Source organism: Pseudomonas sp. AC083, assembly GCF_979253165.1.
Genome location: NZ_CEEDDH010000002.1, coordinates 412,928 through 426,515, shown reverse-complemented (window position 1 = coordinate 426,515; position 13,588 = coordinate 412,928). Strand labels below are relative to the sequence as shown.

General features: G+C 60.8%; 13 protein-coding genes. 9 read left to right on the top strand and 4 right to left on the bottom strand.

Features of this window, described 5'->3' with window-relative positions:
• The first annotated feature begins 11 nt into the window (after nt 1-11).
• From AC0IXA_RS05075 to AC0IXA_RS05065, 3 genes are all read left to right on the top strand, one after another.
• The gene (locus tag AC0IXA_RS05075; RefSeq protein WP_471812027.1) at nt 12-986 is read left to right on the top strand and encodes a TRAP transporter substrate-binding protein; all 975 of its coding nucleotides are present in this window, start codon (nt 12-14) and stop codon (nt 984-986) included.
• A gap of 75 nt (nt 987-1,061) precedes the next feature.
• On the top strand, nt 1,062-1,589 hold the full coding sequence (locus AC0IXA_RS05070) for a TRAP transporter small permease (RefSeq protein ID WP_016775190.1): 528 nt from the start codon (nt 1,062-1,064) through the stop codon (nt 1,587-1,589).
• A complete protein-coding gene (locus AC0IXA_RS05065; protein WP_016775191.1) occupies nt 1,589-2,869 on the top strand; it encodes a TRAP transporter large permease in 1,281 nt (426 codons plus the stop codon). The genes AC0IXA_RS05070 and AC0IXA_RS05065 overlap by 1 nt, the downstream gene beginning before the upstream one ends.
• A 94-nt stretch (nt 2,870-2,963) precedes the next feature.
• Here the strand turns inward: AC0IXA_RS05065 and AC0IXA_RS05060 are convergent, their stop codons facing one another.
• The 3 genes from AC0IXA_RS05060 to AC0IXA_RS05050 form a co-directional block, all read right to left on the bottom strand.
• Nucleotides 2,964-3,764, bottom strand: a complete 801-nt coding sequence (locus AC0IXA_RS05060) for a sulfite exporter TauE/SafE family protein (RefSeq protein ID WP_151552484.1) — start codon at nt 3,762-3,764, stop codon at nt 2,964-2,966.
• 10 nt (nt 3,765-3,774) lie between these two features.
• Nucleotides 3,775-5,019 carry an NAD(P)/FAD-dependent oxidoreductase gene (locus AC0IXA_RS05055; RefSeq protein WP_471812025.1) on the bottom strand — a complete coding sequence of 415 codons (1,245 nt, stop codon included), beginning with the start codon at nt 5,017-5,019 and terminating at the stop codon, nt 3,775-3,777.
• Nucleotides 5,020-5,187: 168 nt separating this feature from the next.
• On the bottom strand, nt 5,188-5,529 hold the full coding sequence (locus AC0IXA_RS05050) for an ArsR/SmtB family transcription factor (RefSeq protein ID WP_016775194.1): 342 nt from the start codon (nt 5,527-5,529) through the stop codon (nt 5,188-5,190).
• Nucleotides 5,530-5,621: 92 nt separating this feature from the next.
• On the opposite strand from AC0IXA_RS05050, the gene AC0IXA_RS05045 reads away from it, so the two are divergent.
• Entirely contained in the window at nt 5,622-6,485 is an 864-nt protein-coding gene (locus AC0IXA_RS05045; RefSeq protein ID WP_471812023.1) for an MBL fold metallo-hydrolase, read from the top strand.
• Between the two features lie 167 nt (nt 6,486-6,652).
• Here the strand turns inward: AC0IXA_RS05045 and bkdR are convergent, their stop codons facing one another.
• Complete coding sequence (gene bkdR / locus AC0IXA_RS05040; RefSeq protein ID WP_016775196.1) at nt 6,653-7,141, bottom strand: Bkd operon transcriptional regulator BkdR; 489 nt, start codon at nt 7,139-7,141, stop codon at nt 6,653-6,655.
• Between the two features lie 184 nt (nt 7,142-7,325).
• Between bkdR and AC0IXA_RS05035 the strand changes: the two genes are divergently transcribed.
• From AC0IXA_RS05035 to AC0IXA_RS05015, 5 genes are all read left to right on the top strand, one after another.
• Nucleotides 7,326-8,561 (top strand): 3-methyl-2-oxobutanoate dehydrogenase (2-methylpropanoyl-transferring) subunit alpha, encoded by a 1,236-nt coding sequence (locus AC0IXA_RS05035; protein WP_071172847.1) that lies wholly within the window; start codon nt 7,326-7,328, stop codon nt 8,559-8,561.
• Between the two features lies 1 nt (nt 8,562).
• Nucleotides 8,563-9,621, top strand: coding sequence for an alpha-ketoacid dehydrogenase subunit beta (locus tag AC0IXA_RS05030; RefSeq protein ID WP_003224000.1), 1,059 nt, complete (start codon nt 8,563-8,565; stop codon nt 9,619-9,621).
• On the top strand, nt 9,622-10,896 hold the full coding sequence (locus tag AC0IXA_RS05025; protein ID WP_341637203.1) for a dihydrolipoamide acetyltransferase family protein: 1,275 nt from the start codon (nt 9,622-9,624) through the stop codon (nt 10,894-10,896). It abuts the gene before it with no gap.
• 6 nt (nt 10,897-10,902) lie between these two features.
• Entirely contained in the window at nt 10,903-12,276 is a 1,374-nt protein-coding gene (gene lpdA, locus AC0IXA_RS05020) for a dihydrolipoyl dehydrogenase (RefSeq protein WP_471812020.1), read from the top strand.
• A gap of 245 nt (nt 12,277-12,521) precedes the next feature.
• Nucleotides 12,522-13,541, top strand: a complete 1,020-nt coding sequence (locus AC0IXA_RS05015; protein WP_016775201.1) for a branched-chain amino acid aminotransferase — start codon at nt 12,522-12,524, stop codon at nt 13,539-13,541.
• Nucleotides 13,542-13,588 lie beyond the last annotated feature (47 nt).

Sequence of the window (13,588 nt, the reverse complement as noted above, 5' to 3'; positions counted from 1 at the left end):
ACTCACCCCCCATGAACTTCAAACGCACCTTGCTCGCCGCTGCACTCCCGCTGATGTTCACCTTCGCTGGTGCCGCTCAGGCGGAAATGAAACTCAAATTTGCCGACATTCACCCCGCCGGTTATCCAACCGTGGTGGCTGAAGAAAACATGGGCAAGGCCCTGACCAAGGAAACCAACGGCGAACTGACTTTCCAGTATTTCCCGGGCGGTGTGCTGGGATCGGAAAAGGAAGTCATCGAGCAGATGCAGGTCGGCGCGGTGCAGCTGTCGCGCGTCAGCCTGGGCATCGTCGGCCCTGTGGTGCCGGATGTGAACGTGTTCAACATGCCGTTCATCTTCCGCGACCAGCAACACATGCGTAACGTCATCGATGGCCCGGTGGGCGATGAGATTCTCGACAAGATCACCAACTCCGAATTCGGCCTGGTGGCCCTGGCGTGGATGGACGGCGGCACGCGCAACATCTACACCAAGAAACCGGTGCGCAAGCTCGAAGACCTCAAGGGCATGAAGATCCGCGTACAGGGCAACCCGATGTTCATCGACATGATGAACGCCATGGGCGGTAACGGCATCGCCATGGACACCGGGGAGATCTTCAGCGCCCTGCAGACCGGCGTGATCGACGGCGCGGAAAACAACCCGCCGACCCTGCTCGAACACAACCACTTCCAGAACGCCAAGTTCTACAGCCTGACCGGTCACCTGATCCTGCCGGAGCCGATCGTGATGTCGAAAATCACCTGGGAAAAACTCACTCCGGATCAACAGCAACTGGTGAAAAAAGCCGCCAAGGCTGCCCAGGCTGAAGAACGCGTGTTGTGGGACAAGAAGTCCGCTGCCAGCGAAGAGAAACTCAAGGCCGCTGGGGTCGAGTTCATCGAAGTCGACAAGAAACCCTTCTACGACGCCACCGCACCGGTACGGGAAAAGTACGGCGCGAAGTACGCCGACCTGATCAAAAAGATCGAAGCCGTTCAGTAACGCCTCCCGCTCTGTACTCATGAAAAAGGCCCGGCGCGCCAGCGGTTCAGGCGCGCCCGGTTACGGTGGAACCCGATGAAGAATCTGCTGCTGCGTATCAACGACAAGATCTACATGACGTGCATCTGGGTCGCCGGCCTTTCCGTCCTGGCGATTTCCCTGATGATTCCCTGGGGCGTCTTCGCCCGTTACGTGCTCGGCACCGGCTCCAGCTGGCCAGAGCCGACGGCGATCCTGCTGATGATGGTGTTCACCTTCATCGGCGCCGCCGCCAGTTACCGCGCCGGTGCGCACATGGCCGTGGCCATGCTCACCGACCGCATGCCACCGCAGCTGAAATCCGCAGCGGCGATTTTTTCGCAACTGCTGATGGCGGCCATCTGCATCTTCATGACCATCTGGGGGACCAAGCTGTGCATGTCCACCTGGAACCAGTTCATGGCCGCCCTGCCCGATCTGCGGGTTGGCGTGACCTATTTGCCGATCCCCCTGGGCGGCCTGCTGACGCTGATTTTTGTCGTGGAAAAACTCTTGCTCGGTGACCAGAGCAAACGTCGGGTCGTGCAGTTCGACCTGGTTGAAGAAAGTGAAGGTGCCGTTTAATGGACGCTCTGATCCTGCTGGGCAGTTTTATCGTATTGATCCTGATCGGCATGCCGGTCGCCTACGCGTTGGGCGCCGCTGCGCTGATCGGCGCTTGGTGGATCGACATTCCCTTCCAGGCGGTGATGATCCAGGTCGCCTCGGGGGTGAACAAATTCTCGCTGCTGGCCATTCCGTTCTTCGTCCTCGCCGGCGCGATCATGGCCGAGGGCGGGATGTCCCGGCGTTTGGTGGCATGTGCCGGGGTGCTGGTCGGTTTCGTGCGCGGTGGTCTGTCGCTGGTCAACATTGTTGCCTCGACGTTCTTCGGTGCGATCTCCGGTTCGTCGGTGGCCGACACCGCGTCGGTTGGCTCGGTGCTGATTCCGGAAATGGAACGCAAGGGCTATCCACGGGACTTCTCCACCGCCGTGACCGTCAGCGGTTCGGTGCAAGCCCTGCTGACTCCGCCAAGCCACAACTCGGTGCTCTACTCGCTGGCCGCTGGCGGTACGGTGTCGATCGCTTCGCTGTTCATGGCCGGCATCGTCCCGGGCCTGCTGATGAGCGCCTGCCTGATGGTGCTGTGCCTGATCTTCGCGAAAAAGCGCAACTACCCCAAGGGCGAAGTGATTCCGATGCGCCAGGCGCTGAAGATCGTCGGCGAAGCCCTGTGGGGCATGATGGCGATGGTGATCATCCTCGGCGGCATTCTCTCGGGTATTTTCACCGCCACTGAATCGGCGGCCATCGCCGTGCTGTGGTCATTCTTCGTGACCATGTTCATCTACCGCGACTACAAATGGAGCGAGTTGCCCAAGCTGATGCACCGCACGGTGCGCACCATCTCCATTGTGATGATCCTGATCGGTTTCGCCGCCAGCTTCGGCTACATCATGACCCTGATGCAGATTCCGGCGAAGATCACCACGCTGTTCCTGACCCTGTCGGACAACCGCTACGTGATCCTCATGTGCATCAACGTCATGCTGCTGTTGCTCGGCACGGTGATGGACATGGCGCCGCTGATCCTGATCCTCACGCCGATCCTGATGCCAGTGATCATGGGTATTGGCGTCGATCCGGTGCAGTTCGGCATGATCATGCTGGTCAACCTGGGGATCGGATTGATAACACCGCCCGTGGGGGCCGTGCTCTTCGTCGGCTCGGCGGTGGGCAAGGTCAGTATCGAAAGCACGGTGAAAGCGCTGCTGCCGTTCTATGGCGTGCTGTTCCTGGTGCTGCTGCTGGTGACCTACGTTCCGGCGATTTCGCTGTGGCTGCCGCACCTGGTGTTGTAACCCGCTGAGAAGATCGCAGCCTTCGGCAGCTCCTACAGGAACGCAATCTCTTGTAGGAGCTGTCGAGTGCAACGAGGCTGCGATCTTTTGCTCTTCACGCCCGCAACAACATGTACCCCGCCACCACCAGACAGACACTGGCAAACCCCACCTGCAACGCCCGCGCCGGCACCTGCGCGCACAGCCTGCGACCGATGAGCATGCCAACGATACTGGCGACAATGAACGCCGCGCCCTGGCTGTCGATACGCACCCCCGCATGAAACGCGCCGATCACCCCGATCGCGGAAATCAGACTGATCACCATCAATGACGTCGCAACGATGCCGCGCATCTGCACATCGGTCAGTTGCTTGAACGCCGGCACGATCAGAAAGCCGCCGCCGACGCCAAGTAAACCCGAAACCACGCCAGTAACCGCTCCCAGTGCAGCCAGGGTGGCGGTGCATTTGGCGGTCCAGTCGAAGCGCCCGGTCTGCTCGTTGAGCATGCAGTTTTTCTGCCCCCAACTGGCATGGCCGTGATCGCTCGGCCCCGCTTGCTGACGCTCCTTTCTGAACATTCGCCAGGCGACCAGAACCATCAGCAGGCTGAACAGGATCATCAGAATCTTTTCCGGCAACTGATGTGCGAAGTAGATCCCCAGCGGCGAAAACACCGCGCCCAACGCGGCAATCAACAGCGCCGCGCGGTAACGCACCAGGCCATGGCGCAAACCATCGATCGCTCCGACCGCAGCCGCGCTGCCGACCGCAAACAAGGCCACCGGCGCCGCTTGCGTCATCGTCCAGCCGAGCCCGAGCACCAGCGCCGGCACCGCGAGAATCCCGCCGCCCGCACCGGTCAGGCCGAGGACCAACCCCATCACCACGCCAAACAGACTTGCCAGCAACATAGGGGTTTTCTCAGTCGATCCTGGACAGACGCGTCAGCCACTCGCGGCCCTTGAGCATGCCGTGCCAGTAGAACCACGGCAGCAGCGTCGCTTTCAGCCACCATGCCGAACGGCGGGCCACGGTCGGGTCCAGCGGGAAAGTCGGCAGCAGTTTGCCGCCATAGCCGAACTCGGCGAGGATCACCTTGCCCTTCTCCACCGTCAGCGGGCACGAGCCGTAGCCGTCGTACTTGAGCGGCAGCGGCTGTTGTTTGCGCGCGGCCAGCAGGTTCTGCGCAACGACGACCACCTGCTTGCGCACCGCCGCCGCGGTTTTCGCGTTGCTGGTGCCGCAGATATCGCCCAGTGCGAACACCTCGGGATAACGCGGATGCTGCAGGCTGTGCGGATCGACTTCGCACCAACCGCCGGCATCGGCCAGCGCACTCTGGGCGATGAAATCCGGCGCGACTTGTGGCGGCACGACGTGCAGCAGATCGAAGGTTTTTGCCACGCGGCTGACGTTGCCGTCGGCGTCCTTGACGTCAAACCACGCGGTTTTCGCCGGGCCGTCGACCTTGACCAGATTCGAGTTGAACGCCAGTTGCGCGTCGTACTGTTCGATGTACTTCATTAGCGGCGGCACGAAGGTCGGCACGCCAAACAGTGCAGCGCCAGCGAGATTGAATTCAACGTTGATGTCTTTCAGCACGGCGGATTTGCGCCAGTAATCGCAAGACAGGTACAGGGCTTTTTGCGGTGCGCCGGCGCATTTGATCGGCATTGCCGGCTGGGTGAACAGCGCCCGGCCGTCGCGCAGTTTCTGCACTTGATCCCAGGTGTACTGGGCGTGTTGATAGCTGTAGTTGGAAGTGACGCCATGCTGGCCGAGGCTTTCCTGTAAACCTTCGATTTTCTCCCAGGCCAGGCGCAGGCCTGGGCAGACGACCAGGTTCTGATAGCTGACGGTGCGCTGGTCGTCGAGGGTGAGTTGGCGGCTTTGCGGGTCGATGGCGCTGACACTGGCCTGAATCCAGGTTGCCTGCCGTGGCATGACTTGGCTCATCGGCCTGACGGTGTCTTTCACATCAAACGCGCCACCGCCGACCAGCGTCCACGCCGGTTGATAGTAGTGCTGTGAACTCGGTTCGATCACGGTGACTTTGAGCTGCGGGTCACGCTTGAGCAGGCTGGCGACAAAACCGATGCCGGCCGTGCCGCCGCCGATGACCACGATGTCCGCACTGATGGATGGGCCCCAGTGTTGATCGTTCATTGCTTGTTCCTTTTGCTGCACGCAAGGATTTGTTCGGGTCAAACCAAAGAACCTGTGGGAGCTGGCTTGCCAGCGATAGCGGTGTGTCAGTCACATAAATGTTGGCTGATAAGTCCTCATTGCTGGCAAGCCAGCTCCCACAGGGTAAGTAAGTGTTAGGGCTGGCATTTATGGCTGTTCCCAGCTCTTGAGTACCGCTCCGCAATAGAGCCCCGAGAGGGTTTTCATCACCTGGATCACTTCGTGACTGGCCAGGCCATAGAAAATGTATTTGCCTTCACGGCGAGTCGCGACCAGGCCTTCATCGCGCAAGATGCCCAGTTGCTGGGACAGCGTCGGCTGGCGTACGCCGGTCATTTTTTCCAGCTCGCCGACGTTGCGTTCGCCCTGGGTCAGTTGACAGAGGATCAACAGGCGATCCTCATTGGCCAGAGCCTTGAGCAGCGCGCAGGCTTTGGACGCCGAGGCGCGCAGTTGGGCGACTTCACATTCGGTCAGACTGGATTGCATTTGCACGAGGCCTTGAAGGTCACTTAAGCTGCGAACATTATGTTTTTACATAAAGTGTTGCAACCCGAAATTACCCAGCACAGGTTTTCGCCATGCCCGCCCTGATTGAAGCGTTCCTCGACCCCGCCTCCTCGACCTACAGCTACGTGGTCTACGAAGCCGACGGCGGCCAGTGCGCGATCGTCGACCCGGTGCTCGACTATGATGGCGCCGCCGGGCGCACCGGCACGGCGCAGGCGGACAAGATCATCGCTTTCGTGCGTGCGCACCGGCTGCAAGTGCAATGGCTGCTGGAAACCCACGCCCACGCCGATCACCTGTCTGCCGCGCCGTACCTGCGTCGGGAACTGGGGGGCAAGATCGCCATCGGTGAATCGATCAGCAAAGTGCATAATGTGTTCAAGGCGCTGTTCAATCTGGAGCCGGAATTTTGCGTCGATGGCTCGCAGTTCGATCATTTGTTCGCGCCGCACGAGTCGTTCATGATCGGCAACCTCAAGGCTACCGCCCTGCACGTCCCCGGCCATACGCCAGCGGACATGGCGTACCTGATCGACGGCGAGCAGATCCTGGTGGGTGACACGCTGTTCATGCCGGACGTTGGCACCGCGCGCTGTGATTTCCCCGGCGGCAATGCGCAGCATTTGTTCAAGTCGATCCAGAAGCTGTTGGCTTTTCCGGCCAGCGTGAAGCTTTACGTCTGCCACGATTACCCGCCCGAGGGCCGCGCCTCACAGTGCCAGACCACTGTTGGCGAACAGCGCAAAAGCAATATTCATGTGCATGACGGGATCGATGAAGCGGCGTTCGTCGAGATGCGCACGACACGTGACGCTGGGTTAGGCATGCCGACGTTGCTGCTGCCGGCGATTCAGGTGAACGTGCGGGCGGGGAATCTGCCGGCGCCTGAGGACAATGGCGTGGTTTACCTGAAGATTCCGCTTAACAAACTCTGACGGTTCGGCAACGCAGCCTCCAGCAGCGCCAACTGATCGTTCCCACGCTCCGCGTGGGAATGCATCCCGTGACGCTCTGCGTCACTTCTTGAGGCGGAACGCGGAGCGTCCCTGGCGGCATTCCCACGCGGAGCGTGGGAACGATCGGCGTCTGCAGGTCAGTCGTATCAATTGCCCAACGTCAGGCCATTCGCCGGCAATGGCAACGCGGTCTTGTAGCGCACCTGCTTGAGCGCAAAGCTCGAGCGAATGTTCGCCACCCCCGGCACCTTGGTCAGAAAATCCATCATGAAGCGTTCCAGCGACTGAATGCTCGGCACCAGCACGCGAATCAGATAATCCGGATCACCCGCCATCAAGTAGCACTCCATCACCTCAGGCCGATCAGAAATCGCTTCCTCGAAATGCTGCAACGCCTCCTCTACCTGCTTTTCCAGGCTGACGTGAATGAACACGTTCACGTGCAGCCCCAGCAGATCGGCATCCAGCAGCGTGACCTGCTCGCGAATCAAGCCCAATTCTTCCATGGCCTTGACCCGGTTGAAGCACGGCGTCGGCGACAGGTTCACCGAGCGAGCGAGGTCGGCGTTGGTGATGCGCGCGTTCTCCTGAAGACTGTTGAGAATGCCGATGTCGGTACGGTCCAGTTTGCGCATGAGACAAAACCACCTGTTTTTTATGTTTATGCAGAATTTCTATCTGCAAATGGTCGCCAGCGCAACGAAACACAGAGAAATATTCTTCTTGGCCACGCCTATGATTGTTGTAGGACAAGATTTCCTCATCCCGGAATGACTGCCAGCTCACTACAAGAAATTCACAAGATCGAGCGTAGAAGCCATGACCCAAGCGTATGAACCGCTGCGCCTGCACGTCCCTGAACCCTCGGGCCGTCCCGGCTGCAAAACCGATTTTTCCTACCTGCATCTGACCGATGCCGGTACGGTGCGCAAACCTCCTGTTGATGTAGAACCTGCCGATACCGCCGACCTCGCCCGTGGCCTGATTCGCGTGCTCGACGATCAGGGCAACGCCCTCGGCCCGTGGGCCGAAAACGTGCCGGTAGAAATCCTGCGCAAAGGCATGCGCGCGATGCTCAAGACGCGCATCTACGACAACCGCATGGTCGTCGCCCAGCGGCAGAAAAAGATGTCGTTCTACATGCAGAGCCTTGGCGAAGAAGCCATCGGCAGCGCCCAGGCGTTGGCGCTGAACATCGATGACATGTGCTTCCCCACCTACCGCCAGCAAAGCATCCTCATGGCTCGCGATGTGCCGCTGGTCGACCTGATCTGCCAACTGCTGTCCAACGAGCGCGATCCACTCAAGGGCCGCCAGTTGCCGATCATGTACTCGGTCAAGGACGCCGGTTTCTTCACCATATCAGGCAACCTCGCCACCCAGTTCATTCAGGGCGTTGGCTGGGGCATGGCCTCGGCGATCAAGGGCGATACCAAAATCGCCTCGGCGTGGATCGGTGACGGCGCCACTGCCGAATCGGACTTCCACACCGCCCTCACCTTCGCTCACGTTTATCGCGCGCCGGTGATCCTCAACGTGGTCAACAACCAGTGGGCTATTTCCACGTTCCAGGCCATCGCCGGCGGTGAAGCCACGACTTTCGCCGGACGCGGCGTCGGTTGCGGCATCGCCTCGCTGCGTGTCGATGGCAACGACTTCTATGCGGTCTACGCCGCTTCCGCCTGGGCTGCCGAACGCGCCCGGCGCAACCTCGGCCCGACCATGATCGAATGGGTCACCTACCGCGCCGGCCCGCACTCGACCTCCGACGATCCATCGAAATACCGCCCTGCCGATGACTGGAGCCACTTCCCGCTCGGCGATCCGATCGCGCGTCTGAAACAGCACTTGATCAAAGTCGGCCACTGGTCGGAAGAAGAACACGCGGCCGTCAGCGCCGAACTCGAAGCCGAAGTGATTGCCGCGCAGAAACAGGCCGAACAGTACGGCACCCTCGCCGGCGGGCAGATTCCAAGCGCCGCGACCATGTTCGAAGACGTCTACAAAGAGATGCCGGAGCACTTGAAGCGCCAGCGTCAGCAGTTGGGGATCTGACATGAACGATCACAACAACAATATTCAGTTGGAAACCGCCATGACCACGACCACCATGACCATGATCCAGGCCCTGCGCTCGGCCATGGATGTGATGCTTGAGCGTGATGACAACGTCGTCGTCTTCGGTCAGGACGTCGGCTACTTCGGCGGCGTGTTCCGCTGCACCGAAGGCCTGCAGACCAAGTACGGCACCTCACGGGTGTTCGACGCACCGATCTCGGAAAGCGGCATCGTCGGCGTCGCCGTCGGCATGGGCGCCTACGGTTTGCGTCCGGTCGCCGAAATCCAGTTCGCCGACTACGTCTACCCCGCCTCCGACCAGATCATTTCCGAAGCAGCGCGTCTGCGTTATCGCTCGGCCGGCGAGTTCACCGCACCGATGACCCTGCGCATGCCATGCGGCGGTGGCATCTACGGCGGCCAGACCCACAGCCAGAGTATCGAGGCGATGTTCACTCAGGTCTGCGGTCTGCGCACGGTCATGCCGTCCAACCCGTACGACGCCAAAGGCTTGCTGATCGCCTCCATCGAAAACGATGACCCGGTGATCTTCCTCGAGCCGAAACGCCTGTACAACGGCCCGTTCGACGGCCACCACGACCGCCCGGTGACCCCGTGGTCGAAACACCCGCAAGCCCAGGTGCCGGACGGTTACTACACCGTGCCGCTGGACGTTGCCGCGATCACTCGTCCGGGCAAGGACGTGACGGTGCTGACCTATGGCACCACCGTTTATGTCTCGCAAGTCGCGGCCGAAGAATCCGGCGTCGATGCCGAAGTCATCGACCTGCGCAGCCTGTGGCCGCTGGATCTGGAAACCATCGTCAAGTCGGTGAAGAAAACCGGTCGCTGCGTGGTGGTTCACGAAGCCACCCGCACCTGCGGTTTCGGCGCCGAGCTGGTATCGCTGGTGCAGGAGCATTGCTTCCATCACCTGGAAGCGCCGATCGAGCGCGTCACTGGTTGGGACACTCCCTACCCGCACGCGCAGGAGTGGGCGTATTTCCCAGGGCCGTCCCGCGTGGGCGCGGCGTTGAAACGGGTCATGGAGGTCTGAATGGGCACGCACGTTATCAAGATGCCGGACATCGGCGAAGGCATCGCAGAAGTAGAACTGTCGCAGTGGCACGTCAAGGTTGGCGATCTGGTGGTTGAAGACCAGGTGCTGGCGGATGTGATGACCGACAAGGCGATGGTCGATATTCCGTCGCCGGTGCACGGGAAAGTGATTGCCCTTGGTGGTCAGCCGGGTGAAGTGATGGCGGTCGGCAGTGTGCTGATCAGCATCGAGGTTGAAGGTGCCGGCAACCTTAAAGAGTCCGCCGCGCCTGCGCCGGTCAAAGAAGCACCGGTTGCGCCGAACGTTGAAGCCGCTGTCGAAAGCAAACCCGCCGCAGCCGCCGCACCACGTCCGGCTGCCGTTTGCCAGGGCCCGATGGTCGCTCGCGAAGCGGATGAACGCCCGCTAGCCTCGCCAGCCGTGCGCAAACATGCGCTGGATCTGGGCATTCAATTGCGCTTGGTGCGCGGTTCCGGCCCGGCCGGTCGCGTGTTGCATGACGACCTGGAGGCCTATCTGGCGCAAGGTCAGTCGAACGCTTCGGCGCCGGCCGCTGCCGCTTATGCCCAGCGCCACGACGAAGAACAGATTCAAGTGATCGGCATGCGCCGCAAGATCGCCCAGCGCATGCAGGACGCCACGCAGCGCGCAGCGCATTTCAGCTATGTCGAAGAAATCGACGTCACCGCGATCGAAGAACTGCGCGCGCATCTGAATGAAAAACATGGCGCCAGCCGTGGCAAGTTGACCTTGTTGCCGTTCCTCGTTCGCGCGCTGGTTGTCGCCCTGCGCGACTTCCCGCAGATGAACGCCCGTTACGACGACGAAGCGCAAGTCATCACCCGCCTCGGCGCGGTGCATGTCGGCGTCGCCACGCAAAGCGATGTCGGCCTGATGGTGCCCGTGGTGCGTCACGCCGAAACGCGCAGCCTGTGGGACAGCGCCGCGGAAATTTCGCGTTTGGCCAACGCCGCGCGCAATGGCAAGGCCAGCCGCGATGAGCTGTCCGGTTCGACCATTACTCTGACCAGTCTCGGCGCATTGGGCGGCATTGTCAGCACGCCGGTGCTGAACCTGCCGGAAGTGGCCATTGTCGGCGTAAACAAAATCGTCGAGCGGCCAATGGTGGTCAAAGGCCAGGTGGTGATCCGCAAAATGATGAACCTCTCGAGCTCCTTCGATCACCGCGTGGTCGACGGCATGGACGCGGCGCTCTTCATTCAGGCCATTCGTGGCTTGCTCGAACAACCCGCCACCTTGTTTGTGGAGTAAGCCCGAATGCAATCTCTGAACACTACGCTGCTGATCATCGGCGGCGGCCCCGGCGGTTACGTCACGGCAATCCGCGCCGGGCAATTGGGCATCCCGACCATCCTGGTCGAAGGCCAATCGTTGGGCGGCACCTGCCTGAATATCGGCTGCATTCCGTCGAAAGCGCTGATTCATGTGGCTGAGCAGTTTCATCAGACGCAGCATCACAGCCAGCATTCGGCGTTGGGCATCAGCGTTGCCGCGCCGACCCTGGATATCAGCAAAAGCGTCGAGTGGAAGGACGGCATCGTTGATCGCCTGACCACTGGCGTCGCCGCGCTGCTGAAGAAGAACAAGGTTCAGGTCATCAACGGTTGGGCGAAAATCATCGACGGCAAAACCGTGGAAGTCGGCGATACGCGCATCCAGTGCGAACATCTGGTGCTGGCCACCGGTTCGACCAGTGTCAACATGCCGATCCTGCCGATTGGCGGACCGATCATCTCCTCCACCGAAGCGCTGGCGCCGACGTCTGTGCCGAAACGCCTGGTCGTGGTCGGCGGTGGTTACATCGGTCTGGAGCTGGGCATCGCCTATCGCAAGCTCGGCGCCGAAGTCAGCGTGGTCGAGGCGCAGGACCGCATCCTGCCGGCTTACGACGCAGAACTGACGCAACCGGTGCATGAAGCGCTGAAGCAGCTGGGCGTGAAACTGTACCTCAAGCACAGCGTGCTGGGTTTCGACGGCACGTTGCAGGTGCGCGATCCCGAAGGCGAAACCCTCAATCTGGAAACCGATCAGGTACTGGTCGCGGTCGGACGCAAACCCAATACGCAGGGCTTCAACCTCGAAGCTTTGAATCTGGACATGAACGGTTCGGCTATCAGGATCGACAGCGGTTGCCAGACCAGCATGCGCAACGTCTACGCCATTGGCGACGTGAGCGGCGAACCGATGCTGGCCCACCGCGCCATGGCTCAGGGCGAGATGGTTGCCGAATTGATCAGTGGCAAGAGCCGTGAATTCAACCCGACCGCCATCGCCGCCGTGTGCTTTACCGACCCGGAACTGGTGGTGGTCGGCAAAACTCCGGACGAGGCCAAGGCTGCCGGGCTGGACTGCATCGTTGCAAGCTTCCCGTTTGCCGCCAACGGCCGGGCGATGACCCTGGAATCGAAAAGCGGCTTCGTCCGCGTGGTCGCACGTCGCGACAATCATGTGATTGTCGGCTGGCAAGCGGTGGGTGTCGGCGTTTCCGAATTGTCGACGGCATTCGCGCAGAGCCTGGAAATGGGCGCGCGCCTGGAAGACATCGGCGGCACCATTCATGCCCACCCGACCTTGGGCGAAGCGGTGCAGGAAGCGGCGTTGCGGGCGCTGGGGCATGCGCTGCATCTGTGACAGTTGCAGCTGAATGCCGCTGTGGCGAGGGGATTTATCTCCGCTGGGTTGCGCAGCAACCGCAAAATCTGCCACCGCCGAGCGTCAGATATCTGAGCAAAAGGGGCCGCTTCGCAGCCCAGCGGGGATAAATCCCCTCGCCACAAGCTGCGAAACCGCTCAAGAATGAAGTATTGTTGTGCCCATCCAAAAAAACGTCAGAAGCCTTGAACCGTTTCGGCGGTTGTTCAGTGATAGAGGGTGTCATGGGTAACGAAAGCATCAATTGGGACAAGCTGGGTTTTGACTACATCAAGACCGACAAGCGCTATCTGTCGTACTTTCGCGATGGCGAGTGGGACAAAGGCACCCTGACCGAAGATAACGTCCTGCACATCAGCGAAGGCTCCACTGCCCTTCACTACGGTCAGCAATGCTTCGAAGGCATGAAGGCCTATCGCTGCAAGGACGGCTCGATCAACCTGTTCCGCCCGGACCAGAACGCCCTGCGCATGCAGCGCAGCTGCGCGCGTCTGCTGATGCCGACCGTCGACACCGAGCAGTTCATCGAAGCCTGCAAAGCCGTGGTTCGCGCCAACGAACGTTTCATCCCGCCGTACGGCACCGGCGGCGCGCTGTACCTGCGCCCGTTCGTGATCGGCGTCGGTGACAACATCGGCGTACGCACTGCGCCCGAGTTCATCTTTTCGATCTTCTGCATCCCGGTCGGCGCCTACTTCAAGGGCGGCCTGACCCCGCACAACTTCCAGATCTCCAGCTACGACCGCGCGGCCCCGCAAGGCACCGGTGCGGCCAAGGTCGGTGGCAACTACGCCGCCAGCCTGATGCCGGGCTCGAAAGCCAAGAAAGCCAACTTCGCCGACGCGATCTACCTCGATCCGATGACCCACACCAAGATCGAGGAAGTCGGTTCGGCCAACTTCTTCGGGATCACTCACGACAACAAGTTCGTCACGCCGAACTCGCCATCGGTCCTGCCAGGCATCACCCGCCTGTCGCTGATCGAACTGGCCAAATCGCGTCTGGGCCTGGAAGTGGTTGAAGGCGACGTGCTGATCGACAAGCTGTCGGACTTCAAGGAAGCCGGTGCCTGCGGTACCGCTGCGGTAATCACGCCGATTGGCGGCATCAGCTACAACGATCACCTGCATGTGTTCCACAGCGAAACCGAAGTAGGCCCGGTAACTCAGCAGCTCTACAAAGAGCTGACTGGCGTGCAGACCGGCGACATCGAAGCGCCAGCGGGCTGGATCGTCAAGGTTTGAATTGACCGTTGTTGATGTTGGAAAAGCCCTCCATTGAGTGATTGATG

Bases quoted from the DNA above. Each gene is read 5' to 3' on its own strand.
- AC0IXA_RS05075 (WP_471812027.1), top strand. From the start codon at position 12: ATGAACTTCAAACGCACCTTGCTCGCCGCTGCACTCCCGCTGATGTTC.
- AC0IXA_RS05070 (WP_016775190.1), top strand. From the start codon at position 1,062: ATGAAGAATCTGCTGCTGCGTATCAACGACAAGATCTACATGACGTGC.
- AC0IXA_RS05065 (WP_016775191.1), top strand. From the start codon at position 1,589: ATGGACGCTCTGATCCTGCTGGGCAGTTTTATCGTATTGATCCTGATC.
- AC0IXA_RS05060 (WP_151552484.1), bottom strand. From the start codon at position 3,764: ATGTTGCTGGCAAGTCTGTTTGGCGTGGTGATGGGGTTGGTCCTCGGC.
- AC0IXA_RS05055 (WP_471812025.1), bottom strand. From the start codon at position 5,019: ATGAACGATCAACACTGGGGCCCATCCATCAGTGCGGACATCGTGGTC.
- AC0IXA_RS05050 (WP_016775194.1), bottom strand. From the start codon at position 5,529: ATGCAATCCAGTCTGACCGAATGTGAAGTCGCCCAACTGCGCGCCTCG.
- AC0IXA_RS05045 (WP_471812023.1), top strand. From the start codon at position 5,622: ATGCCCGCCCTGATTGAAGCGTTCCTCGACCCCGCCTCCTCGACCTAC.
- bkdR (WP_016775196.1), bottom strand. From the start codon at position 7,141: ATGCGCAAACTGGACCGTACCGACATCGGCATTCTCAACAGTCTTCAG.
- AC0IXA_RS05035 (WP_071172847.1), top strand. From the start codon at position 7,326: ATGACCCAAGCGTATGAACCGCTGCGCCTGCACGTCCCTGAACCCTCG.
- AC0IXA_RS05030 (WP_003224000.1), top strand. From the start codon at position 8,563: ATGAACGATCACAACAACAATATTCAGTTGGAAACCGCCATGACCACG.
- AC0IXA_RS05025 (WP_341637203.1), top strand. From the start codon at position 9,622: ATGGGCACGCACGTTATCAAGATGCCGGACATCGGCGAAGGCATCGCA.
- lpdA (WP_471812020.1), top strand. From the start codon at position 10,903: ATGCAATCTCTGAACACTACGCTGCTGATCATCGGCGGCGGCCCCGGC.
- AC0IXA_RS05015 (WP_016775201.1), top strand. From the start codon at position 12,522: ATGGGTAACGAAAGCATCAATTGGGACAAGCTGGGTTTTGACTACATC.